This is a genomic window from Staphylococcus capitis subsp. capitis (assembly GCF_040739495.1).
Lineage (GTDB): Bacteria > Bacillota > Bacilli > Staphylococcales > Staphylococcaceae > Staphylococcus > Staphylococcus capitis.
Window position 1 is genome coordinate 1,259,498 of sequence record NZ_CP145263.1, and the last position, 24,452, is coordinate 1,283,949.

At 33.0% G+C, this 24,452-nt stretch carries 24 protein-coding genes and 1 pseudogene; 19 read left to right on the forward strand and 6 right to left on the reverse strand.

Going from position 1 to position 24,452, the window contains the following annotated elements; all coding sequences use genetic code 11:
- Position 1 precedes the first annotated feature (1 nt).
- From V6C74_RS06400 to V6C74_RS06420, 5 genes are all read left to right on the forward strand, one after another.
- On the forward strand, positions 2-1,000 hold the full coding sequence (locus V6C74_RS06400) for a thiamine pyrophosphate-dependent dehydrogenase E1 component subunit alpha (RefSeq protein ID WP_002453317.1): 999 nt from the start codon (positions 2-4) through the stop codon (positions 998-1,000).
- Positions 993-1,976, forward strand: coding sequence for an alpha-ketoacid dehydrogenase subunit beta (locus V6C74_RS06405; protein ID WP_016898180.1), 984 nt, complete (start codon positions 993-995; stop codon positions 1,974-1,976). Before V6C74_RS06400 ends, V6C74_RS06405 begins: the two co-directional genes overlap by 8 nt.
- Positions 1,977-1,988: 12 nt before the next feature.
- On the forward strand, positions 1,989-3,296 hold the full coding sequence (locus V6C74_RS06410) for a dihydrolipoamide acetyltransferase family protein (RefSeq protein ID WP_016898179.1): 1,308 nt from the start codon (positions 1,989-1,991) through the stop codon (positions 3,294-3,296).
- Positions 3,297-3,469: 173 nt separating this feature from the next.
- Positions 3,470-3,907 carry a bacilliredoxin BrxB gene (gene brxB / locus V6C74_RS06415; protein WP_002453314.1) on the forward strand — a complete coding sequence of 146 codons (438 nt, stop codon included), beginning with the start codon at positions 3,470-3,472 and terminating at the stop codon, positions 3,905-3,907.
- Positions 3,908-3,921: 14 nt separating this feature from the next.
- On the forward strand, positions 3,922-4,899 hold the full coding sequence (locus V6C74_RS06420; RefSeq protein WP_002453313.1) for an aromatic acid exporter family protein: 978 nt from the start codon (positions 3,922-3,924) through the stop codon (positions 4,897-4,899).
- Between the two features lie 57 nt (positions 4,900-4,956).
- Here the strand turns inward: V6C74_RS06420 and prli42 are convergent.
- Positions 4,957-5,055, reverse strand: a pseudogene (gene prli42 / locus V6C74_RS06425) (stressosome-associated protein Prli42); the annotation flags it as partial.
- A 160-nt stretch (positions 5,056-5,215) separates the two neighbouring features.
- On the opposite strand from prli42, the gene V6C74_RS06430 reads away from it, so the two are divergent.
- The 3 genes from V6C74_RS06430 (at position 5,216) to V6C74_RS06440 (ending at position 9,690) form a co-directional block, all read left to right on the forward strand.
- Positions 5,216-6,340 carry a M20/M25/M40 family metallo-hydrolase gene (locus tag V6C74_RS06430; protein ID WP_070664299.1) on the forward strand — a complete coding sequence of 375 codons (1,125 nt, stop codon included), beginning with the start codon at positions 5,216-5,218 and terminating at the stop codon, positions 6,338-6,340.
- Positions 6,341-6,418: 78 nt separating this feature from the next.
- Positions 6,419-7,825 carry an NADP-dependent phosphogluconate dehydrogenase gene (gene gndA, locus V6C74_RS06435; protein ID WP_002453311.1) on the forward strand — a complete coding sequence of 469 codons (1,407 nt, stop codon included), beginning with the start codon at positions 6,419-6,421 and terminating at the stop codon, positions 7,823-7,825.
- Positions 7,826-8,037: 212 nt separating this feature from the next.
- Entirely contained in the window at positions 8,038-9,690 is a 1,653-nt protein-coding gene (locus V6C74_RS06440) for an alpha-glucosidase (RefSeq protein WP_103175543.1), read from the forward strand.
- Positions 9,691-9,794: 104 nt separating this feature from the next.
- On the opposite strand, the gene V6C74_RS06445 is transcribed toward V6C74_RS06440, so the two are convergent.
- A complete protein-coding gene (locus V6C74_RS06445) occupies positions 9,795-10,670 on the reverse strand; it encodes an AraC family transcriptional regulator (RefSeq protein ID WP_002433855.1) in 876 nt (291 codons plus the stop codon).
- Between the two features lie 255 nt (positions 10,671-10,925).
- Positions 10,926-12,410 (reverse strand): glucose-6-phosphate dehydrogenase, encoded by a 1,485-nt coding sequence (zwf, locus tag V6C74_RS06450; RefSeq protein WP_002433925.1) that lies wholly within the window; start codon positions 12,408-12,410, stop codon positions 10,926-10,928.
- A gap of 408 nt (positions 12,411-12,818) precedes the next feature.
- Here zwf and rnz point away from each other — a divergent pair, with 408 nt between their 5' ends.
- Positions 12,819-13,742, forward strand: coding sequence for a ribonuclease Z (gene rnz / locus V6C74_RS06455; protein WP_002453308.1), 924 nt, complete (start codon positions 12,819-12,821; stop codon positions 13,740-13,742).
- 55 nt (positions 13,743-13,797) lie between these two features.
- On the opposite strand, the gene proC is transcribed toward rnz, so the two are convergent.
- Positions 13,798-14,613: a pyrroline-5-carboxylate reductase gene (gene proC, locus V6C74_RS06460; RefSeq protein ID WP_002433940.1), complete on the reverse strand. Its 816-nt coding sequence runs from the start codon at positions 14,611-14,613 to the stop codon at positions 13,798-13,800.
- 166 nt (positions 14,614-14,779) lie between these two features.
- On the opposite strand from proC, the gene V6C74_RS06465 reads away from it, so the two are divergent.
- Together V6C74_RS06465 and V6C74_RS06470 are read left to right on the forward strand one after the other, a co-directional pair.
- Entirely contained in the window at positions 14,780-15,535 is a 756-nt protein-coding gene (locus V6C74_RS06465; RefSeq protein WP_002453307.1) for an SDR family oxidoreductase, read from the forward strand.
- Between the two features lie 54 nt (positions 15,536-15,589).
- The gene (locus V6C74_RS06470; protein ID WP_002453306.1) at positions 15,590-15,817 is read left to right on the forward strand and encodes a hypothetical protein; all 228 of its coding nucleotides are present in this window, start codon (positions 15,590-15,592) and stop codon (positions 15,815-15,817) included.
- 194 nt (positions 15,818-16,011) lie between these two features.
- Here the strand turns inward: V6C74_RS06470 and V6C74_RS06475 are convergent, their stop codons facing one another.
- Positions 16,012-16,920, reverse strand: a complete 909-nt coding sequence (locus V6C74_RS06475) for an aldo/keto reductase (RefSeq protein ID WP_049389195.1) — start codon at positions 16,918-16,920, stop codon at positions 16,012-16,014.
- Positions 16,921-17,002: 82 nt separating this feature from the next.
- Between V6C74_RS06475 and V6C74_RS06480 the strand changes: the two genes are divergently transcribed.
- The 3 genes from V6C74_RS06480 to xerD all read left to right on the forward strand — a co-directional run bounded on the left by V6C74_RS06480 (position 17,003) and on the right by xerD (position 19,075).
- Complete coding sequence (locus V6C74_RS06480) at positions 17,003-17,545, forward strand: NUDIX hydrolase (RefSeq protein ID WP_016898175.1); 543 nt, start codon at positions 17,003-17,005, stop codon at positions 17,543-17,545.
- Between the two features lie 104 nt (positions 17,546-17,649).
- A complete protein-coding gene (locus tag V6C74_RS06485; RefSeq protein ID WP_002453303.1) occupies positions 17,650-18,099 on the forward strand; it encodes a Fur family transcriptional regulator in 450 nt (149 codons plus the stop codon).
- A gap of 88 nt (positions 18,100-18,187) precedes the next feature.
- A complete protein-coding gene (xerD, locus tag V6C74_RS06490; protein ID WP_002433630.1) occupies positions 18,188-19,075 on the forward strand; it encodes a site-specific tyrosine recombinase XerD in 888 nt (295 codons plus the stop codon).
- Between the two features lie 52 nt (positions 19,076-19,127).
- Here xerD and V6C74_RS06495 read toward each other — a convergent pair whose 3' ends face one another.
- The gene (locus tag V6C74_RS06495) at positions 19,128-19,661 is read right to left on the reverse strand and encodes a DUF309 domain-containing protein (RefSeq protein WP_002453302.1); all 534 of its coding nucleotides are present in this window, start codon (positions 19,659-19,661) and stop codon (positions 19,128-19,130) included.
- 97 nt (positions 19,662-19,758) lie between these two features.
- Between V6C74_RS06495 and V6C74_RS06500 the strand changes: the two genes are divergently transcribed.
- The 5 genes from V6C74_RS06500 to V6C74_RS06520 all read left to right on the forward strand — a co-directional run bounded on the left by V6C74_RS06500 (position 19,759) and on the right by V6C74_RS06520 (position 24,366).
- Positions 19,759-20,490 carry a segregation/condensation protein A gene (locus V6C74_RS06500; RefSeq protein WP_002453301.1) on the forward strand — a complete coding sequence of 244 codons (732 nt, stop codon included), beginning with the start codon at positions 19,759-19,761 and terminating at the stop codon, positions 20,488-20,490.
- Entirely contained in the window at positions 20,483-21,025 is a 543-nt protein-coding gene (gene scpB, locus V6C74_RS06505; RefSeq protein WP_002453300.1) for an SMC-Scp complex subunit ScpB, read from the forward strand. Before V6C74_RS06500 ends, scpB begins: the two co-directional genes overlap by 8 nt.
- Entirely contained in the window at positions 21,018-21,755 is a 738-nt protein-coding gene (locus V6C74_RS06510; protein ID WP_002433632.1) for a pseudouridine synthase, read from the forward strand. Before scpB ends, V6C74_RS06510 begins: the two co-directional genes overlap by 8 nt.
- Before the next feature lie 135 nt (positions 21,756-21,890).
- Entirely contained in the window at positions 21,891-22,616 is a 726-nt protein-coding gene (locus tag V6C74_RS06515; RefSeq protein ID WP_002453298.1) for a response regulator transcription factor, read from the forward strand.
- On the forward strand, positions 22,600-24,366 hold the full coding sequence (locus tag V6C74_RS06520; protein ID WP_002453297.1) for an ATP-binding protein: 1,767 nt from the start codon (positions 22,600-22,602) through the stop codon (positions 24,364-24,366). Before V6C74_RS06515 ends, V6C74_RS06520 begins: the two co-directional genes overlap by 17 nt.
- Positions 24,367-24,452: the final 86 nt, after the last annotated feature.

Genomic DNA, 24,452 nt, shown 5'->3' on the forward strand with positions numbered 1-24,452 from the left:
AATGATTGATTATAAGTCAGCAGGCCTTACTGAAGAAGACCTCAAGATGATGTATAAATGGATGGACTTAGGAAGAAAGGTAGACGAGAGATTATGGCTTCTTAACCGCGCAGGTAAAATTCCTTTCGTTGTAAGTGGTCAAGGACAGGAAGCCACTCAAATTGGTATGGCATACGCTATGGAAGAAGGGGATATTTCTTCTCCATATTATCGTGATTTAGCATTTGTTACATATATGGGAATAACACCCTTAGACACGATGTTATCTGCTTTCGGTAAAAGAGATGATATCAATTCCGGCGGTAAACAGATGCCATCTCACTTTAGTCATAAAGATAAAGGCATCTTATCTCAGAGTTCTCCAGTAGCAACTCAGATTCCGCATTCAGTAGGCGCTGCCCTTGCATTAAAAATGGATAATAAACAAAATATTGCTACCGCAACTGTTGGGGAAGGAAGTTCAAATCAAGGCGACTTCCATGAAGGTCTTAACTTTGCAGGTGTGCACGATTTACCTTTTGTCTGCGTGATTATTAATAATAAATATGCTATATCAGTACCAGATTCATTACAATATGCTGCTGAAAAACTCTCTGATCGTGCTTTAGGTTATGGTATGTATGGTGAACAAGTAGATGGAAATGATCCTATTGCTGTTTATAAAGCTATGAAAGAAGCACGAAATCGTTCTTTAAATGGAGAAGGCGCTACTTTAATAGAAGCTGTTACTTCTCGAATGACACCACATTCTTCAGATGACGATGATAAATATCGTACTCAAGAAGAACGTGATAGTCTTAAAGAAGGAGACTGTAATATTAAATTTAAATCCTTCTTACTTGAAAATGAGATTATAGATGAACAATGGCTTTCTGATTTAGAACAAGAACACAAAGAATTAATTAATAAAGCGACGAAGGCCGCTGAAGAGGCTCCATATCCTTCAATCGAAGAAGCATATACACACGTTTATGATGAAGGGGGCCAACAAAATGACTAAATTATCCTATTTAGAAGCAATTCGCCAAGCTCATGATTTAGCACTTGAAAAAAATAAAAATACTTTCATCTTAGGTGAAGATGTAGGTAAAAAGGGTGGCGTATTTGGCGTTACACAAGGCTTACAAGAAAAATATGGAAAAGAACGTGTAATTGATACCCCACTTGCAGAGTCAAATATTATAGGAACTGCAATAGGCGCAGCAATGATGGGTAAACGTCCTATCGCAGAAATTCAATTCGCGGATTTCATTCTACCAGCGACTAATCAAATAATAAGTGAAGCTGCTAAGATGAGATATCGTTCTAACAATGATTGGGGCTGTCCTATAACTATTAGAGCACCTTTTGGTGGAGGTGTTCATGGTGGTTTGTATCACTCACAAAGTATTGAAAGCATTTTCGCTTCAACCCCAGGATTAAAAATAGTAATTCCTTCTTCACCTTATGATGCAAAAGGATTATTATTATCATCAATTGAATCTAATGATCCAGTTTTATTCTTTGAACACAAAAAAGCGTATCGATTTTTAAAAGAAGAAGTTCCAGAAGATTACTATACAGTACCTTTAGGCAAAGCAGATGTAAAAAGAGAAGGCGATGATATCACTGTTTTCACTTATGGTTTAATGGTTAATTATTGTTTACAAGCAGCTGATATTTTAGCTGAAGACGGTATTAATGTTGAAGTTGTAGACTTAAGAACGGTATATCCATTAGATAAAGAAACTATTATTGATCGTGCTAAACAAACCGGCAAGGTTTTACTCGTTACAGAAGATAATTTAGAAGGTAGCGTTATGTCAGAGGCTTCGGCAATTATAGCAGAACATTGCTTATTTGAACTAGATGCACCGATTATGCGTTTAGCTGCACCCGACGTTCCATCTATGCCATTTTCACCTGTCTTAGAAAATGAAATAATGATGAGTCCTGAAAAGATACAAGAAAAAATGCGCGAATTAGCGGAATTCTAAGGAGGGTATCAATTGGAAATTAAAATGCCTAAATTAGGTGAAAGTGTTCATGAAGGTATAATAGAACAATGGTTAGTTGCTGTAGGCGATGAAGTAGGAGAATATGAACCTTTATGTGAAGTAATTACAGATAAAGTTACCGCTGAAGTACCTTCTACAGTTTCAGGTAAAGTTACCGAACTTATAGTTAATGAAGGAGAAACAGTAAGCGTTGATGCAGTAATTTGTAAAATCGATACAGGGGAAAAAAGAGATGATATAGATAGTGAGACAGAAGCAAATCATTCTTATGAAAAACAATCTTCTAGTTATAAAAATGATTTGTCTCAATCTAAAATAAATGAAAATACTAATGATTCATCTTTACAACCTAAAAATAATGGTCGTTTTTCACCTGTTGTCTTCAAATTAGCTTCTGAAAACAACATCGATTTAACTCAAGTAGTGGGTACAGGTTTCAGTGGACGTGTCACTAAAAAAGATATTGAAAAAGTAATTAATAATCCTGAAATGATTGAAAATACAACTAGCAATTCCACTAGTAATCAGAGTCAAAACAACCAATCATCTCAAAAAACTTTACAATCTCAAAGTCAATCTGAGTCCGATGTAACATACAATCAAGGAAGTACAATTCCTGTTAAAGGGGTTCGTAAAGCAATTGCTCAAAATATGGTGACAAGTGTTACTGAAATTCCTCATGGTTGGATGATGATAGAAGCTGATGCAACGAATTTAGTTAAAACAAGAAATCATCACAAAAACACATTTAAACAAAACGAAGGTTATAATCTGACATTCTTTGCATTCTTTTTAAAAGCTGTAGCTGATGCCTTAAAAGCACATCCTTTACTAAATAGCACATGGCAAGGTGATGAAATAATTATTCATAAAGATATTAATATTTCAATTGCTGTAGCCGATAAAGATAAATTATATGTGCCGGTCATTAAACATGCTGATGAAAAATCTATTAAGGGTATTGCTAGAGAAATCAATGACTTAGCTACAAAAGCTCGCAATGGCCAACTCACTCAAGCAGATATGGAGGGTGGCACATTTACAGTAAATAATACTGGTTCATTTGGCTCAGTGTCTTCAATGGGAATTATTAACCATCCTCAAGCCGCAATATTACAAGTGGAATCTGTGGTTAAAAAGCCTGTTGTTATAGATGATATGATTGCAATTAGAAGTATGGTTAATTTATGTATTTCGATCGATCATCGTATCCTTGATGGACTACAAACAGGTCAATTTATGAATCATATTAAAAAACGTATTGAACAATATTCTATTGAGAATACAAATATCTATTAAGATTTCACTCTCACATATCCATATATTACTGTCGACAACTTCATTGATATTGTCGACAGTTTATTTTATTTGAAAATGAGTGAGAATACTTAATCAAGCTTGTTGAACAATATACTTTTAATTAGTAGAATAAAAGAAGTTAAAATTAACAATGAAATGAAAGGTGACCTAATATGGATTTAAATTTCGATTTATATATGAACGGGGTTGTTGAACAAGCACGTAATGAAATTGAAGAAGCAGGTTATGAACAATTAACAACTGCTGATGAAGTAGATAGTGTTTTAAAACAAGATGGCACTTCTTTAGTTATGGTCAATTCAGTTTGTGGTTGTGCTGGTGGTATTGCACGTCCAGCAGCCTCTCACGCATTACACTATGATAAATTACCAGATCGACTAGTCACAGTTTTTGCAGGACAAGATAAAGAAGCAACTCAACAAGCAAGAGATTATTTTGAAGGATATGCACCTTCAAGTCCTTCTTTTGCATTAATTAAAGACGGTAAAATTACTGAAATGATAGAACGTCATCAAATTGAAGGTCATGATGTTATGGATGTAATCAACCAATTACAAGGCTTATTCGAAAAATATAGTGAAGAAAGATAAGAGGCCTAAAACACATGTTAAAGTTAAATCCTTATAAGATTGGATTTAGAACTCTCAAAACTGCAGTAGGAATGACGCTAGGAGTCATAATTTGTAAGTTACTAGGTTTAGATAATTATGCTTCTAGTGCGATTTTAGTCGTATTATGTATCAAGCATACTAAAATGCATTCTTTACAAGCTATTGTTTCACGCTTAGTCTCATGTTTATTAATTTTGTTTTTAGGCTCAGCTATTTTTAGTTTATTAGGTCAACATGCATTAGTTTTAGGTTTAATTGTCCTTTTATTTATTCCTTTAACAGTTGTTCTCAATGCTCAAGAAGGCGTAATAACGAGTTGCGTCATTTTATTACATGTTTTTAATGCTAAAGAAATCAATGGGCACTTGATGATCAATGAAATACTACTTTTAACAGTAGGTTTAGGTATTGCCTTTATTATGAATCTCATGATGCCAAGTTTAGACAAAAATTTAAAACGTTATAAAAATGATATTGAACATCAAATTACAGATATTTTCACTATTTTTAGTCATGCTTGTACAATGCGCAAAGATCAACTAGATATTAAATTCGACGCACTACTATTAAACATCAAGAAAGCAAAGTCCTTGGCTTTTAGGGATGTTAAAAATCATTTTGTCAGAAATGAAAACTCCTACTATCACTACTTTGATATGAGAAAAGAACAAGTAGAGTTATTAAAAAGAATGACGCATCTTATAGAAAGTATCTCTACTGATGACCCTATCCTTGAAAAAATATCTCAATTAATGTCAGAAATAGGCAGCAACGTTAATAGTAACGATTATACAGCATTGCGACTTCACTCTCTTTATGAGATTCGACTATCCTTAGATCAATTACCGTTACCAACTACACATCAAGCATTAAATTCACGAGCAAATGTTATACAGATATTAAATGAATTAGAAGAATACTTAAATATCAAATCACAATTTGGTTCGTTAAAATTGCATAGTGAAATATAAAAAATAACCGTTACATTAAACTTATTTTGAAAAAAGTTCGATGTAACGGTTTATTTATTAGTTCATAATTGGTGCCAAACTTGTAAGTAGTAATGCAAGTACTACGGCTACAAGCATAACAATAATAATGATACGTAAAACTTTATTATTCAATTCTTAATTCCTCCGTATATTTATATAAATCGTTTAACAACGACTTAAATACGTCTATATATCGTAACCTTATATGATTTAATTCTAAAAAGCAATCAATTTATTTTTGATAAACTTGAAAGTCAGTTAAAATATATTTATATACGAAAGGGGACTTGCACTCATGATTAACAAAGAACGTATATTGAATACTTTTCTAGAATTAGTAAAAATTAATTCAGAAACAGGTTATGAACAAACTATTCAACCTATACTTAAAGAAAAATTTGAAAATCTAGGGCTAATCGTCAAGGAGGATAACGCTTCAGAACAAGAAGGATTAGGCGCTAACAACTTAATATGTACTTTACCTAGTAATTTATCAAACAAACAGATACCAAAGCTTTATTTCACTAGTCATATGGATACAGTAGTACCTGGTGTAAATATACGACCTCAAGTGAAAGACGATGGTTACATTTACTCTGATGGTACAACTATTCTAGGCGCAGATGATAAAGCAGGCTTAGCTGCTATACTCGAAACAATCGAACAGATAAATGAGCATAATTTACCTCATGGACAAATTCAATTTGTCATTACAGTTGGTGAAGAATCAGGTTTATTGGGAGCTAAGGCATTAGATACGCAATTACTAGATGCAGACTTTGGCTATGCCGTTGATGCAAGTAAAGAGGTAGGTACAACTGTTGTCGGTGCCCCTACACAAATGAAGATTTATACTACCATTAAAGGTAAAACGGCTCACGCGAGTACCCCAACTAAAGGTATTAGTGCTATTAATATCGCTGCTAAAGCGATTAGTAGAATGAATTTAGGCCAAATCGATGATTTAACAACTGCAAATATTGGTAAATTCCATGGTGGCTCTGCAACGAATATTGTTGCTGATGAAGTTGTCCTTGAAGCTGAAGCACGATCTCACAATGACCAAAGTATTGAAGTACAAGTTCAACATATGAAAGATACCTTTGAGAGCACTGCCGAAGAATTTGGCGGTGAAGCTCATGTAGAAATAGAAACAAGTTATCCAGGATTTAAGGTGGAAGATCGTGAAGACGTGACAAAATACGCAATAGCAAGTGCAGTTGCTTTAGGACTTAAAGGTGATACTTGTATTGCTGGCGGCGGTTCTGATGGAAATATAATGAATAGATATGGAATTCCTTCAGTTATTTTAGGAGTAGGTTATGAAAACATCCACACAACATCTGAACGTATCGCTACTAAAGATTTATGTATGTTATCAAGTCAAATTTTAAAAATTATAGAACTTGTTAGCGAATAATACAGTCTTTTAGTAATTGTTAATATGCGTTTTATGTTACAATATTATTGAAAATTTTGAACAAGAGAGGTAAGTAATATGACACAACAAATAGGAGTAGTAGGTTTAGCTGTAATGGGTAAAAACCTTGCTTGGAACATTGAATCTCGAGGATATAGTGTTTCAGTATATAACCGCTCAAGACAAAAAACAGATGAAATGATTGAAGAATCACAAGATAAACAAATTCACCCAACTTACTCTTTAGAAGAATTTGTTAATTCACTTGAAAAGCCCCGTAAAATTTTACTAATGGTCAAAGCTGGACCTGCTACTGATGCAACAATTGATGGCTTATTACCTTTACTAGATGATGATGATATATTAATCGACGGAGGCAACACAAACTATCAAGACACAATCCGTCGTAATAAAGCACTTGCTGAAAGTGGCGTTAATTTCATCGGAATGGGAGTGTCTGGTGGAGAAGTAGGTGCATTAACTGGACCTTCATTAATGCCAGGTGGCCAAGAAGACGCATATAATAAAGTAAGTGATATTCTTGATGCTATCGCTGCAAAAGCTAAAGATGGTGCATCATGTGTGACTTATATAGGGCCAAATGGCGCAGGACATTACGTCAAAATGGTTCATAATGGAATTGAATATGCTGACATGCAACTTATCGCAGAGAGCTACGCGATGATGAAAGACTTATTAGGAATGTCTCATGAAGAACTTTCTAATACCTTTAAAGAATGGAATGCTGGTGAATTAGAAAGTTATCTAATCGAAATCACTGGTGATATTTTCACAAAATTAGACGATGATAAGGAAGCACTAGTTGAAAAAATTCTTGATACTGCAGGGCAAAAAGGTACTGGTAAGTGGACTTCAATCAATGCACTTGAATTAGGTATACCGTTGACAATTATTACAGAATCAGTATTTGCGCGTTTTATTTCATCAATTAAACAAGAACGTGTTAATGCTTCTAAAACATTGAATGGTCCTAAAGCTTCTTTTGAAGGTAATAAAGAAGAATTCTTAGAAAAGATTCGCAAAGCATTATATATGAGTAAAATTTGTTCATATGCACAAGGTTTTGCTCAAATGCGTAAAGCAAGTGAAGATCATGAATGGAATTTAAAACTGGGCGAATTAGCTATGATATGGAGAGAGGGTTGTATCATTCGCGCTCAATTCTTACAAAAAATTAAAGACGCTTATGATAATAACTCAGAATTACAAAACTTATTACTAGATCCTTACTTCAAAAATATTGTAACTGAATATCAAGATGCACTACGTGATGTTGTTGCAACAGGTGTTCAAAATGGTGTTCCTACACCTGGTTTCTCAGCAAGTATTAACTACTACGATAGTTATCGTTCAGAAGACTTACCTGCAAATTTAATTCAAGCTCAACGTGACTACTTCGGTGCACATACTTATGAACGTAAAGATCGTGAAGGTGTATTCCACACACAATGGGTTGAAGAATAATTATCAATATTGAATAAATAAAGATACTAGCCTCACTCAAAACTTTAATTTTAAGGAGTGAGGCTCTATTTACAATATCTATGCAATCGCTTACATAAATGCACACAAAGAATTATAAAATTGTTAAACTACAAATGTATATTAAAAGAGAGTATCAATCCAACACACTTTATAGAGAGACAAACGACAATAACGAATGAGGAGTGAACCAAATGCACAGAAAATGGTGGAAAGAAGCAGTAGCTTACCAAGTGTATCCTAGGAGTTTCAATGATAGTAACAATGATGGTATCGGTGATTTGCCTGGTATTATCGAAAAATTAGATTACCTTAAAGATTTAGGTATCGACGTGATCTGGTTAAGCCCGATGTATCAATCTCCTAATGATGATAATGGTTATGATATTAGCGACTATAGAGCTATCATGGACGAATTTGGCACCATGGAAGATTTTGATCGTTTACTTAAAGAAGTCCATCATAAAGGTATGAGACTAATCTTAGATTTAGTTGTAAATCATACATCAGATGAACATCCGTGGTTTATAGAGTCTAAATCAAGTAAGGATAACCCTAAAAGAAAGTGGTACATTTGGAAGAATCCTAAAGAGGATGGTTCTGAGCCTAACAATTGGGAGAGTATCTTCAATGGATCAGCTTGGGAATATGATGAATTAACAAACCAATACTATTTCCACTTATTTAGTAAAAAACAACCCGACTTGAATTGGGGTAATCCAGAAGTACGCAATGCTGTATTTGAAATGATGAACTGGTGGTTTGATAAAGGTATTGATGGCTTTAGAGTTGATGCAATCACTCATATCAAAAAGACATTTGAAGCTGGAGATTTACCTTTGCCAGAGGGAAAATCATATGCGCCAGCCTTTGATGTTGATATGAATCAACCTGGTATCCAACCATGGCTTCAAGAAATGAAGGACAAATCACTAAGTCAATACGATATTATGACAGTAGGGGAAGCTAATGGTGTAAACCCTGATAACGCTAAAGAATGGGTTGGCGAAGAAGAAGGCAAATTTAATATGATTTTTCAATTCGAACACTTAGGTTTATGGAGTACAGGAGATTCAAAATTTGATGTAAAATCTTACAAAACTATTTTAAATCGTTGGCAAAAAAGCTTGGAAGATGTTGGTTGGAATGCATTATTTATCGAAAACCATGACCAACCACGTCGTGTATCAACATGGGGAGATGACAAACAGTATTGGTACGAATCTGCTACAAGTCATGCTGTAACATACTTTTTACAACAAGGCACACCATTTATATATCAAGGGCAAGAGATAGGTATGACTAATTATCCATTTGATAGTATAGAAACCTTCAATGACGTTGCAGTAAAAAACGAATACAACATCGTTAAAGCTCAGGGTGGCGATGTTAATGCGCTTTTAAATAAATATAAAATGGAAAATCGTGATAATTCAAGAACACCTATGCAATGGGATCAATCAACTAACGGAGGTTTTGCCAATGGCACACCGTGGTTCCCGGTCAATCCTAACTATAAAACAATCAATGTTGAACAACAAAACCATGATCCTCAATCAATACTACAATTCTATAAAGATTTAATTCAATTAAAAAAATCTGATGAAGTATACACATATGGACAGTTTAATTTAGTGGATGAAGACAATCCTAATCTCTTTGCATACACTCGTACACTGAATAACAAGAAGGTACTTGTAGTAGGAAACCTTACTGATCAAGTTTCAAAACTCAATGTCCCTTATCTCATTGAAAATGAACAGCAAGTCATGCTTCACAACTATAGTAGCCATGTTATAGACTTTGACAAAATACAGCCTTATGAAGCGTTTGCCATTAAAGTCTAAACACCACGTGAGAAGACGAGCAACAACAGTCTTCCACATAAAGAAAAGGTAAAGTGATGTATCATTCAAAGTTTACATCACTTTACCATTTGTCATTTTCAAATTTAATCTAGTTCATCAAAATCGTAAGCTTCTTGTTTAATAGGCAACCATAATTGTATTTTAGTGAATGGGTCGTCAAATGAAATATCGAATGGATAAACCTCAACATACAAACTATTTCGTTCATAAGGTAACGTGAGTTGTAAGCTCGATTCAATATAGTACCACGCTTCATTCGTAGCGTAATCAATTTCGCCTTGTAAATTAAATGTCGCATAATGCCGTCCTGGTAAGAATCTACTTTCTAAGTGAGCTGGATAACGTTCGCTAGGAACACCAACGAAAAGTTCTAAACCTTGGTCAAGCGGACAACTAACGACAAATAATTCATATGGACTCACATCATTATATCGTCTAAGTTCTTTAATAAGACCCTCAACCAGTAAATCCTCTAAAAAATCAGGGACATTAAAAGGATTAGATAAGTCCTTAGTAGGGATGAACCTAGAGTATCCAACAAGCGAAATATCCTCTGTTTCTTGAAGCCTGTATGTATACGGAGCTCTTTCTGTCGTTGACAATTTTATATATAATCTTTCTTGAAATTTAAGTTCATCTTTTTTTGTTGAGGCTTGGATAGGTGAAATGCCATGAAAATCACTAAAGTCATTAGCAAATTCATTAGAATTAGCATATCTATACTTTTTAGCTACATCCATTAAACGACTTGCGCCGTGCATGACGTCTGTTGCTGCAATCGTCATTCTACGAGCGCGAGCATATTGTTCTGGCGATTGACCAACAATCATTTTGAATGATTGTTCCAAATGATATGGCGAAAGACCAACGTAATCACTGAGTTCTTGCAAATTAAAAGGCTCTAATAGACGATCTTCAATGTATACGATTGCCTGTTGTATTTGCTTGATAACGTCCAAAACTTTCACTCCAATTACTTTGAATCATAATCATTATTGTACATTATTTTGGCCTAAGATACATCTGAAAGCCCTAGTATTTTAAAATTAAAATCAAAAAAGTGAACAACAACGGACTTTAAAGTATAGCTTGCTAAGTATTCATTAGATAAGAACACCTTATGTGCAATACTATAAATAAGTTCGCTATCATTCACTTAAATTTAAATTACTTTCTAAACAATCATTAAAAATCTATTACGTTATCACAGTAAATTAATGAATATCGTCCCACCAGTGATTTCCATCACGACTTAATAATAAATCACTTTCAAGAGGGCCATTAGTACCCGCTTCATAATTAGGGAAGCATGGTTCAACCATAGTCCATTCATCTTGAATAGCGTCAACAAATTTCCAAGTTGATTTCAATTCTTCCCAATGCGTAAAGTTAGTAGCATCACCTTTAAGACAATCAAATAACAAGTTCTCATATGCATCAACCGTATTCATTTTATCTTGTGCACTCATAGCATAAGATAATTGAACTGGTTCAGTATCGATGCCTTGAATATTCTTCTTAGCGTTTAAATGTAACGAAACGCCTTCATTAGGTTGAATATTAATGACTAGTAAATTGGAATCTAATAATTTATCTGTTTCATAATACAAGTTCATAGGAACCTCTTTAAATTCAACAACAACTTGAATCGATTTTGATTTCATGCGTTTACCAGTTCTAATGTAAAAAGGGACACCAGCCCATCTAAAGTTATCAATTGTTAATTTTCCTGATACAAATGTAGGTGTATTAGAATCCTCGGCCACACGATCTTCTTCACGATAAGACTTAACTTCTTTACCTTCTATAGTTCCTTTACCATATTGACCTCGTACGAAGTTCTTTCTAACTTCTTCAGGTTTAAATTGACGTAATGATTTAAGAACTTTAACTTTTTCAGCACGAATGTCTTCACTGTTCAAGCTAATAGGTGCTTCCATCGCTAATAAGGCAACCATTTGTAGCATGTGATTTTGCACCATATCTTTTAAAGCACCGCTTGATTCATAATAACCACCACGATCTTCAACACCTAAAATTTCAGAAGACGTTACTTGAATATTAGAAATGTATTTGTTGTTCCATAGGGGTTCGAACATGGCATTCGCAAAGCGTAGTACTTCAATGTTTTGCACCATATCTTTACCTAAATAATGATCAATACGATAAATTTCTTCTTCTTTAAATGAACGTCTAATTTGGTTATTCAATGATTCCGCTGATTTTAAATCACTACCAAATGGTTTCTCAATCACTAATCGTTTAAAACCTTTTGTATTAGTAAGGCCAGATGATTTTAAGAAATCAGAGATAACTCCAAAGAATTGAGGTGCCATCGCTAAATAGAATAAACGATTACCTTGTAAACCTAATTCTTTATCCAATTGATTGCTAAATTGTAGTAAGGATTCATAACTTCTTTCATCACTTACATCCGTCTTATGATAGAAGACATGATTCATAAATTCATCAATTCTATTCGTGTCTTTAACATGTTTCTGAATTGATGATTTAACTTGATCACGAAACTCCTCATTTGAATAATCACGACGACCTATACCAATGATAGCAATATGCTCATCTAAATTATCTTGTTGGAACAAATGAAATATAGAAGGGAATAGCTTTCTGTGACTAAGGTCACCAGTGGCACCGAATATTGTTATTAAACAAGGGATGTGTTTGCTTTTAGTACTCAAGATCAAAACCTCAATTCTTAAATAGATATATGATGAATATCAATTGACTCACCGATTTATATTAGTATCAATGCTTTCATTTTTAATAAATATATCATTATACTAGATTATTATATTATATGATAATCATTACTTATGGTCATCAAATATGCTTGAAATTAAGCACAATTTATTTTTTTCGAAAATGATTATTCCAATAGCACTAACACTATGAAATACATTGTTTTAATGTTAACAAAATCATATCATGATTATATCCTATTTAACCATATATCTTTACCATACAAATACACATAAGTGATTAGCAAGTATAAGGATTAAACACAATGTATTGATTATATTTTATTTCTTCATATAGAAAATATGATGACATATGATAGAATATATGAAAGAAAAGGAGGATCATGCATGGAAGTTACATTTTTCGGTACGAGTGCAGGGTTACCGACTAAAGAGAGAAACACACAATCCATCGCTTTAAATTTAGAACCATATTCAAATTCAGTATGGTTATTTGACGTTGGCGAGGGAACGCAACACCAAATCCTACATCATTCAATAAAGTTAGGAAAAGTTGATCACATCTTTATTACTCATATGCATGGCGATCATATATTTGGTCTTCCTGGATTACTTACAAGTCGCTCTTTCCAAGGCGGAGAAAATAAACCTTTAACTCTAATTGGTCCTAAAGGAATTCAAAATTATATTGAAACGTCTTTGAAGTTATCGGAATCACATCTTAATTACCCAATTACATATATTGAAATTAATCAACAATTTACATATCATCATGAGGGTTTTACGGTACAAGCAGAAGTGTTAAATCATGGTATTACATCTTATGGCTATCGTATAGAAGCACCAACCACACCAGGAACAATTAATGTGGAAGCTCTAAAATCCATTGGGTTAGAACCTGGTCCAAAATATCAAGAAGTAAAAATACAAGATACATTTGAACATAATGGTTTGATGTACCAATCTGATGACTTTAAAGGAGAAGCGAAACCTGGTCCAATCATTGCTATATTTGGAGATACGAAACCTTGTGATAATGAATATGTATTAGCTAAAAACGCAGATGTCATGGTACACGAAGCTACTTATATAGAAGGGGATAAGACACTTGCCAACAATTATCATCACAGCCACATAGATGATGTCTTTCAATTGATTAAGAACGCTAATGTTGGTAAAAGTCTTATTACTCATATTAGCAATCGATACAACTTAGAAGATGTAGAATCCATTTATAAAGAAATTAACAATCAATCTCAGATTCCACAATTTTATTTCGTTAAAGATTTTGAGACATATAAAATAAGCTAAAACGCTTTTTTCCTTACCCTTCAAGCCGGGAAAGGGAAAAAGCGTTTTAGCTTATTTATTCAGATTCTTTATTTGATAATTCTACACTACGATTAACAGCAGAACTTAAACAGTCTTCAAACATTGATACAATATCGTATTGAGATAGGGCATCCAAGCCTGCTTGAGTAGTTCCACCTTTAGAAGTAATATTCTTTCTTAATTGTTCCATACTTAAATCAGAGCGTTCTATCATCTTGCTTGTCCCGATAATTAAATTACGAATAGATTCTTCTACTTGATCTCTTTCTAATCCTAGTTCAGTACCTGCCTTAACATACTGCTCAAATACATGATATAAAAATGCAGGACCACTACCTGTAATCGCAGTCACTTGATGTAAATGATCTTCAGAAACCTCTATAACCGATCCAAATGCGTTAATTAATTCATTAACTTCATCTTTAGATTTAGGTCCAAAATTATTTGAAAAGCTAATTCCTGTTACAGAATGTCCCACTTGCGCATTAGTATTTGGCATAATACGTGCTAATGGGTTATTCGTATCTAATTGCTGTCTAATATAATCAATCGATAGGCCAGCCATAATAGAAATAAAGCGATTATCATCAGTAATATCATCTTTAATTCTTTCTGCTAATGCTTCAAAATCATGTGGCTTCGTTCCAAGAAAAACGTAGTCAGCATTTTTCAATAATTCTTTATCGTCATAACTATAATTAACTCCCAATCTTTCCGCGAAATCTTTCAGAGCTTGTTCATTTGATTTATTTGTTAAATAAATGTCATTGGGATCTAAATTATTAGAATTAATAATTCCTGTAAAAATAGCTTGTGCCATATTACCTGCACCATAGAATACAAGTTTCATTTTAACCACATCACCTTCATCTCTTTTGATTAATCATTTATATTGCCTTAAGATTATAAATACATAGTAACACATATCTATAAGAAGTAATATAACTCGTATAAACGCATGATATTGCTTCATTTTCCTTATAAAATGCATTGTTAGTACAAAAAGGATGTTAAATATGATAGGACAACATTATATCGTGACAGGAGGAACGAGTGGTCTTGGATTATCCCTCGTTCACCAACTTCTTAAAAGAGGCGCTCATGTCACTGTTTTAGCTAGAAATATTTCTAAATTTAATCAAATTGATTTCAGAAGCCATTCTAAAAATATAAATGTCATTCAATGTGACTTACAACAACGAGAAGATATTTACCAACTCTCAGAAAAAATAAAAGCGCCAGTCAATGGTTTCATATACAGTTCAGGTTTAGGTTATTTTAAATCCATTAATAACCATACTTTAGACGAAGTCATTGAAACATATGACGTTAATCTCGTAAGTTTTAATTTAATGTACCAAATTCTACGACCAAAGTTAGTAAAACAAGCACATATTATCGGCATTTCAAGTCAAGCGGCCTTTGTTACGCAAGCTAACGCGGCACACTATGGAGCTTCTAAAGCTGCATTGACTGCCGTTCTTAACGCATTGAGATTAGAAGAACCCGAACTTCATATTATGGCAGTACATCCCGGACCTATCGATACACCATTTCATAAAAAGGCAGACCCGTCACTTGCTTTTTTTAATAGATATAAACTTATAATGATTGATGCTGAGCAACTTGCCGAGCGCATCATTTTAGGAATTTTAAAGAATAAAAAAGAAATCAATCAACCTGGTTGGATGCATAATATTTTAAAATTATATCAACTTGCACCGAGAACACTAGAAAATTGTTTACCGAATTTATTTAAAAACAAAGAATAGTAATTAATTATGAAGCAGGCTTGCTATAAGTCCTTTTAAAAGGGAGGGCTATAAATGATATGTAGCATCGATGGTATTATTAATAAAGCAGTCGCTAATTCTAAGCGATTACCAATTAATAGGATTTTTACTTTAGAATATTTAGTTGGAACTGAATTTTATAACACGCTCAGTGATGCTGAAATTGAATATATTGAGGCAAAATTTTATCAACTTGTAATTCAACATCAGATTCTTGGAATAGAAGTGAATGCAAAGACGACTCAAAAGACCCATGTTTAAATCAAACAATTTTAATGACCGAAACCTATTTTAAGATTGGTGGCTTTTATTAAGAATGTTTATTGGTTTCAAGAAATCTATAATGAGACTACTCATACTACTTTCGCTTCGGAGTAAACAAAAATAAGCTTTAAGACCATTTCAAGTAAGTTGAAATCATCTTAAAGCTTTTATATTTTAAACTCTCTTTTACATTATTTTAGATGTTGAGTATATTCTAAATTCTTCACACGTTCACGCGCAGATTTAATTTGATCTAAACTTACATCCTTATAATAGTTACGTACATTTTCTTCTAATTGTTCTACACTACTTGCGCCGACGATGATTGAACCAAGAGCATCATGAGAAGTTAAATATTTAAATGAAAGGGCACTTAAATTACTTTCAATTTCTTTAACTGATGCAATGGTTTCACCTAACTCATCACGAGTATATTCAAAAATACCATCTTCAAACTTTTTATCTAATGCATCGACACTATTAGAGGTTAATAATCCCTTAAACACTGGTCCACGCGCTAACACTTTAACTTGTTGCTCATGAATAGTATCTAAAAGACTTTCGGGTCTATTATCTATTAAATTAAATTGAGACATTAAAGTTTCGATTTGACTATGTTTTAAATAGTAATCAATAACGTTTGGACGGATGGATGAAATACCATAAGCTCTAATAATACCTTCTTGTTTTAATTCATCAAAAGCACCGATAGTTTCATCTAGTGGATCATCAATTGTTCCACCATGCAATTGATATAAATCTAAATGGTCTAGTCCTAAACGTTTTAAAGATCCTTTCACACCTTCTTTAATGTGTTTCTTAGAGGGATCCCATGTTACGTTTCCATCGTCAGTTAGTCGATTGCCGACTTTCGTACCGATTACGATGTCATCACGATTTTGATATTTCTTTAAAGCTTTTCCTACAATTTCCTCATTAATTCCTTGATCATACATATCTGCAGTATCAAAATATGTAATACCCTGTTCGATTGCACTTTCAATGATAGGTTGCGCTTTATTAAAATCTGTACCTAAACTCATGCAACCCAAACCAAGTTCAGAAATTTCGATGCCACTTTTTAAAATATTTTTTTGCATGTCCATTCTCCTTTCGATACACTTTAACTGACGCATTCAGTTTATCAATTTATAAATATAAATAAAAGGGACGTGTTTACATATGAGATTAAACGAAAAAACGATTGACCGCACAGTCATTTACAATGGAAAAATTATTGACCTAGAACTACATGATGTTGAATTACCCGACGGCAGTACATCTAAACGTGAATTAGTTTATCATAATGGTGCCGTAGCAGTGTGTGCAGTAACACCTGAAGACGAAGTTCTATTAGTTAAACAATTTAGAAAGCCAGCTGAAAAACCTTTGCTTGAAATACCAGCAGGCAAACTTGAAAAAGGTGAAGAGCGTGAAGAAGCTGCGAAACGTGAATTACAAGAGGAGACAGGATATATTGCTTCAAATCTAGAATTTGTAACAGATATGTATGGATCTCCAGGTTTTTCAAGTGAAAAATTATCAATTTTTTATACAGATCAGTTATCTGAAGGTGAAATGAATTTAGATGATGACGAATTTGTAGAACTACATAAGGTATCTATTGAGAATGTAAAATCTATGTTAGAAAATAAGGAACTCGAGGATGCTAAAACAATTATCGCTCTACAGCACCTATTATTAAATTATAATCATTCTAAATAACTAGCGTAAACTCTTGCTTTTTACTGAGAATATTGATATTTTATTTAGTGAATCATAGATTAAATTAAAATGATTATAATTCTTAGTAGAGGAGTGAGGCTTCCGTGGAAGAACGTCTCAATCGCGTGAAGCAACAATTACAACAATCATCTTATAAATTAACTCCACAACGAGAGGCTACAGTTAGAGTTTTAATAGAGAATGAAAAAGATCATCTTAGTGCTGAAGATGTGTATTTAAAAGTGAAAGATAAATCGCCTGAAATTGGTTTAGCTACGGTATACAGAACCTTAGAGTTGTTAGCTGAACTCAAAGTCGTTGATAAAATAAACTTTGGTGACGGAGTAGCTCGTTTCGATTTACGTAAAGAAGGGGCTAAACATTTCCATCATCATCTTGTATGCATGGAATGTGGTAAGGTAGATGAAATTGATGAAGATTTACTACCTGAAGTTGAAAATCGTGTTGAAAATGAATTTAACTTTAAAATACTTGACCATCGTTTAACTTTCCATGGCGTTTGTTCTGATTGCCAAGCGAAAGGTAAAGGCTAATTAGGGGTTTATTTTCATAAATATACTTAAAAATTCTAACGCAATCTAATAAGTTTAAAGAAGCCACCGCTTCAATAGAGGTGCTTATATGAATACAATCATTGAAGAATATTTGAATTTTATTCAAATCGAGAAGGGTTTGAGTAGTAATACCATTGGCGCTTATCGTAGGGATCTAAAAAAATATGAAGAATATCTTGAAGAAAGAAAAATTTCCCATATTGATTTCGTGGATCGTCAAGTGATTCAGGAGTGCCTAGGTCATTTAATAGATTTGGGTCAATCCTCAAAATCACTTGCACGTTTTATATCTACAATTAGAAGCTTTCATCAGTTCGCATTAAGAGAAAGATATGCAGCGAAAGATCCGACAGTGTTGATTGAAACGCCAAAATACGAAAAGAAACTACCTGACGTATTAGAGGTTCAGGAAGTTTTGGATTTATTAGAAACACCAGATTTGAGTAAGAATAATGGTTATCGTGATCGGACGATGTTAGAGCTTTTATATGCTACAGGTATGCGCGTTTCTGAAATTATTCAATTAGAAGTCGAAGATGTCAATTTAATGATGGGTTTTGTCAGAGTTTTTGGTAAAGGAAATAAAGAACGTATTGTTCCTTTAGGTGATGCTGTTATTGAGTATTTAACTACATACATTGAAACAGTTCGTCCTCAATTATTAAAACAAACTGTCACACATGTATTATTTCTTAATATGCATGGCAAACCTTTATCACGACAAGGTATATGGAAGATGATTAAACAGAATGGTATTAAAGCGAACATTAATAAGACATTAACACCTCACACGTTAAGACATTCCTTTGCTACACATCTACTTGAAAATGGCGCTGATTTAAGGGCTGTCCAGGAAATGTTAGGCCATTCTGATATATCTACTACACAATTATATACACATGTATCAAAATCTCAAATTCGAAAAATGTATAATCAATTTCATCCTAGAGCTTAATTGTAATTTAAAAGACCAATAAACGTAGTGATTTAATGTAGCTATCATACGTTTATTGGTCTTTTAATGTATTATAAGGCCGTTGAGTATGTGAACGACGTAATTGTCTTGCTTCTTCACGGGCTTGTATAACTTCTGTTCGATCACGTTTTATATGATGATGAACAATGTAAGGCTCTGATATTACAAATTGAGTAAAACTGTAATCTTGATATACACGTTTAATAACTTTCTCAAATGATGTGTGTATAGGTAGTTTGACAGGTACAAATACATGATGATCTCTAATAGAATTTATTTGATGTAAAATCATGCTCTGATACTCATCAATATTTAAATGTAATTGAGTTTTATCTTTTGCTTGTTTAATAACAGACAGTGACTTTTCATATGATTTTAAAGCACCTTTAATATTATCCCGGCGATAATGATAACAAGCTGTGGCAAATAGTATTAAACTCACTACCGCGTCATTTTTAGAGAAAGAGGGATTTAATTTCCAAGCTTCTTCTAAAATATCATGACATAAAAAATAATGTTGATGTTTATGAAATTGATAATAGAAATGAATTAACGCGTCATCCATGGCAATCCACCCAAAATTTAAAAGTTATATGTATTCATGTTATAATATTTGTGTGAAATATGCACTAAAGATGCAACACGAGATTGAGGTAGATAGGATGTATGAAGTAAAACTAGATGCGTTTAACGGACCATTAGACTTGTTATTGCATTTAATACAGAAATTTGAAATAGATATTTATGATATTCCCATGAAAGCTTTAACTGAGCAATATATGCAATATGTTCATGCGATGAATCAACTTGAAATTAATATTGCTAGTGAATATTTAGTCATGGCTTCTGAACTTTTAATGATTAAAAGTAAATTATTGCTACCTCAAACGAGTGTAGAAGATGACATTGAAGAAGATCCCCGTGAAGATTTAGTAGGGCGTTTAATCGAATATCAAAACTATAAAGAATATACTGAAATACTTAATGATATGAAAGATCAACGAGAACTTTATTATACGAAGTATCCTACTGATTTATCATATTTGGAAACTGATGAATCATGGGATCCAAATCAGACTATAGATTTAACAGAACTCATCGTTGCTTATCAAAGAGTTAAAAATAGAGTAGAACTCAATACTCCTAAATCTGTAGAAATTAAAAAAGAGACATTTACAATTCAACAAGCAACCGAACAAGTTACAAATCGTCTAAAAGAGCACGAATCATTTAATTTCTTTAGTTTATTTACTTTCCACGAACCAGTAGAACAAGTAGTAACACATTTTCTAGCTATATTAGAAATGTCTAAATCTGGTATCGTCAATATTAATCAAAACAATCAATTTGAGGACATCGATATTATTAGAGGAGTGAATTACAACATTGGATAACCAAGGAATATTAGAGGCTTTATTATATACTTCTGGTGATGAAGGATTAGAGCAGAAGCAATTATTGGAAATTTTGGAGTTGAATGAAAATGAACTCGACCAGTTAATCGATACCTATCAATCTCCTGGTTTGGTTATCCAAAAATTTGGTACAACATATGTTTTAACAACGAAAAAAGACGCATCGTCTTATATTGAACAGCTTATTGAACAAAAATCTAAAATGAAGTTATCTCAGGCAGCTATGGAGACACTTTCTATTATCGCTTATAATCAACCACTCACTCGTAGCGATATAGAAATGATAAGAGGGATAAATTCCGATGGCGCTGTTAAAACACTTATAGCTAGAGGTTTAGTAGAAGCTAAAGAGGTCGATCATTCTAGAAGTCATCATTTAATAACTACCGATTTATTTTTAAATGTATTTGGTATAGAAAGTCTTGAGTCATTACCAACGACTGAAGAGGATGATGCTGAAATGGATGAATTCTTTAGTAATTTAGTTAATCAAAAAGGAGATTCAAATGAGTAAAGAATTAGAGAGACTACAAAAAAGAATTGCGAATAGTGGTTATACATCACGACGCAAAGCTGAAACACTCATAACCGAAGGAAAAGTCAAAGTAAATGGACAAGTTGTGACTGAATTAGGAACAAAAGTGTCTCACTCAGACACAGTTGAAGTAGAGGGCATTAAAATAGAACAAGAAGATAAAATGTATATCTTATTTTATAAACCTACTCAAGTTATTACGAGTGTATCTGATGATCGTGGTCGTAAAGTTGTGACAGATTATTTTGAAGATATTGAAACTCGTATATATCCAGTTGGACGTTTAGATTATGATACATCAGGTGTTTTATTGTTAACAAACGACGGAGAATTCACTAACTTAATGACTCATCCACGTTATCACATTAAAAAGAAATATGTTGCTAAATTAAAAGGCTATTTAATGAGAGAACAAGTTAAAGAATTAGAACAAGGCATTGAATTAGAAGATGGTTTTACTCAACCGGCTCAAGTAAAAATAAAAAGACAAGATAAAGAGAAAAACACTACATTAGTCGAAATTACTATTAGTGAAGGTAGAAATCGTCAAGTGCGCCGTATGTTTGAATATTTTGGTCATGAAGTGAATAAATTAACACGTATTCAATTTGGTCCTTTAGACTTGAAAGGTTTAAATGCCGGAGAAGGTCGTGTGTTGACCCCTCATGAGGTGAAAACGTTAAGACATTTAGCAGAAAATGGTAAATAAACACAAAAAATATGTTTTTACCAATAATATTGAGATTTTTTTCACATAGTTTTAACTATCAGTCACTTAATATGTTCAACCTGTGCTATAATAACAAATGAATTTGAACAGCATGTGTAGGAGGTAAAAAGTAATATGGCTAACGAAATTTTAATCGTTGATGATGAAGACAGAATCAGAAGATTGCTTAAATTATACTTAGAAAGAGAATCTTTTGAAATCCATGAAGCTAGTGATGGTAAGGAAGCTTATCAGCTTGCGATGGATAATAACTATGCGTGCATTCTTTTAGATTTAATGCTACCAGAAATGGATGGTATAGAAGTCGCATCTAAACTAAGAGAACACAAAGATACACCTATTATTATGCTTACGGCAAAAGGAGAAGAAACTAACCGAGTTGAAGGATTTGAATCCGGTGCCGATGACTATATTGTTAAGCCTTTTTCACCTAGAGAAGTTGTATTAAGAGTTAAAGCTTTATTAAGACGTACTCAATCTGCAAACTCAGAACAAAGCGAACCACATGCACGTGATATTATTGAATTCAATCATTTAGTGATTGATAATGATGCACATAGAGTACTTGCAGATAACGAGCAAGTGAATTTAACACCTAAAGAATATGAATTACTCATATATCTAGCTAAGACACCTAATAAGGTGTTCGATCGTGAACAATTACTTAAAGATGTATGGCATTATGAATTTTATGGCGACTTGCGAACAGTAGATACACATGTAAAACGTTTAAGAGAGAAATTAAATCGTGTATCTAACGATGCAGCTCAAATGATTCAAACTGTTTGGGGTGTAGGCTATAAGTTCGAGGTCAAAGCCAGTGATGAACCGACTAAATAGCGTAGTTATAAAACTGTGGTTAACTATTATTTTAATAGTAGCGACAGTTTTAATTTTATTAAGTGTATCCTTAATTACCTTTATTCAATATTATTTTACGCAAGAAACTGAAAATTCTATTAAAGAAGATGCCAAAAGAATTAGTTCACTCGTTGAGAAATCTCACAATAAATCACTTGCTATTCAAAACAGTCAAAAACTTGTAGATGGCCCTGGTGGTTTAATCATTATGAATAATTTTAATGATAAACCACACGCATCATATAATAATACGAAAACTCAAATGCTCAATGAAATTAAAAAGAGCCCTAAATTTAAAAGAGTCTTCAATAACGGCGAATTTGAAACTCAAAACGTCACAATTAAAAATAACGGTAATACACAATCATATATACTATTAGGTTATCCAATGAAACCACAAGAAGATGCTAGTAGTAAGCATAGTGGCGTGTTTATTTATAAAGACTTAAAATCTATTGAAGATACAAATAATGCTATAACTATTATCATTTTGATTACTGCAATTATATTTATAGCAGCTAGTACAGTATTTGCATTCTTCTTATCGAACAGAATTACGAAACCCTTGAGACAATTAAAGACACAAGCACAAAAAGTTTCTGAAGGTGATTATAGTCAAATATCTTCCGTATCTACTAAAGATGAAATTGGCGACTTATCAAGAGCTTTCAATAATATGAATTACGAGATTCAAGAACATATTGACGCTTTATCATCATCTAAAAGTATTCGTGACAGTTTATTAAACTCCATGGTCGAAGGTGTATTAGGTATAAACGATCAAAGAGTCGTTATCTTTTCTAACAAAATGGCTGATGATATCATCCATTTTATTGATGATTTTTCAAAAGAATCAATCGAACAACAAATCGAAAAAACGTTTGAATCCAAAGGAACTGAATTTCTCGAAATAGAAATTAGTACGCGTTATTACGTCTTTATCACAAGTTATATCAATCGTATTCAGCCGAATGGCAGAAGTGGTATTGTAGTGATTATTCGTGATATGACAAATGAACATAATTTAGATCAAATGAAAAAAGACTTTATCGCTAATGTATCCCATGAATTACGCACACCCATTTCCTTATTACAAGGTTATACAGAATCAATTGTTGATGGTATAGTCACTGAACCAGATGAAATTCGTGATTCGCTAGGTGTTGTATTAGATGAATCTAAGCGATTAAATCGTCTAGTTAATGAATTATTAAATGTTGCACGAATGGATGCTGAAGGTCTATCGGTTGAGAAAGAAGTACAACCAATAAAAAATCTTTTAGATAAAATGAAAGCTAAATACCGTATGCAAGCAGACGATTTAGGATTAACGATGGAATTTAACTCTGGCAATGATCATCTTCTATGGGATTATGACATGGATCGAATGGATCAAGTTTTAACTAATCTCATTGATAATGCATCAAGATATACACAACCAGGTGACACAATTGCAGTAACTGCAAGTAAAGATGAGCAATATAATATTTTATATATTAGCGATACAGGTACAGGTATTGCTCCAGAACATTTACAACAAGTGTTTGACCGCTTCTATAAAGTGGATGCCTCACGTAAACGTGGTAAGCAGGGAACTGGTTTAGGTCTCTTTATTTGTAAGATGATTATTGAAGAGCATGGTGGACAAATTGATGTAAAAAGTGAGCTCGGTAAAGGTACCACATTTATAATTAAGCTCCCTCAACCTAAAAATAATGAAGCAGAGTAAACAAAATTTTAAAATACGAATTCGATGTGCATCTCATTAAGTTGGAGATATACTCTAACTTTTGGGGTGCATTTTTGTGTTTCTAA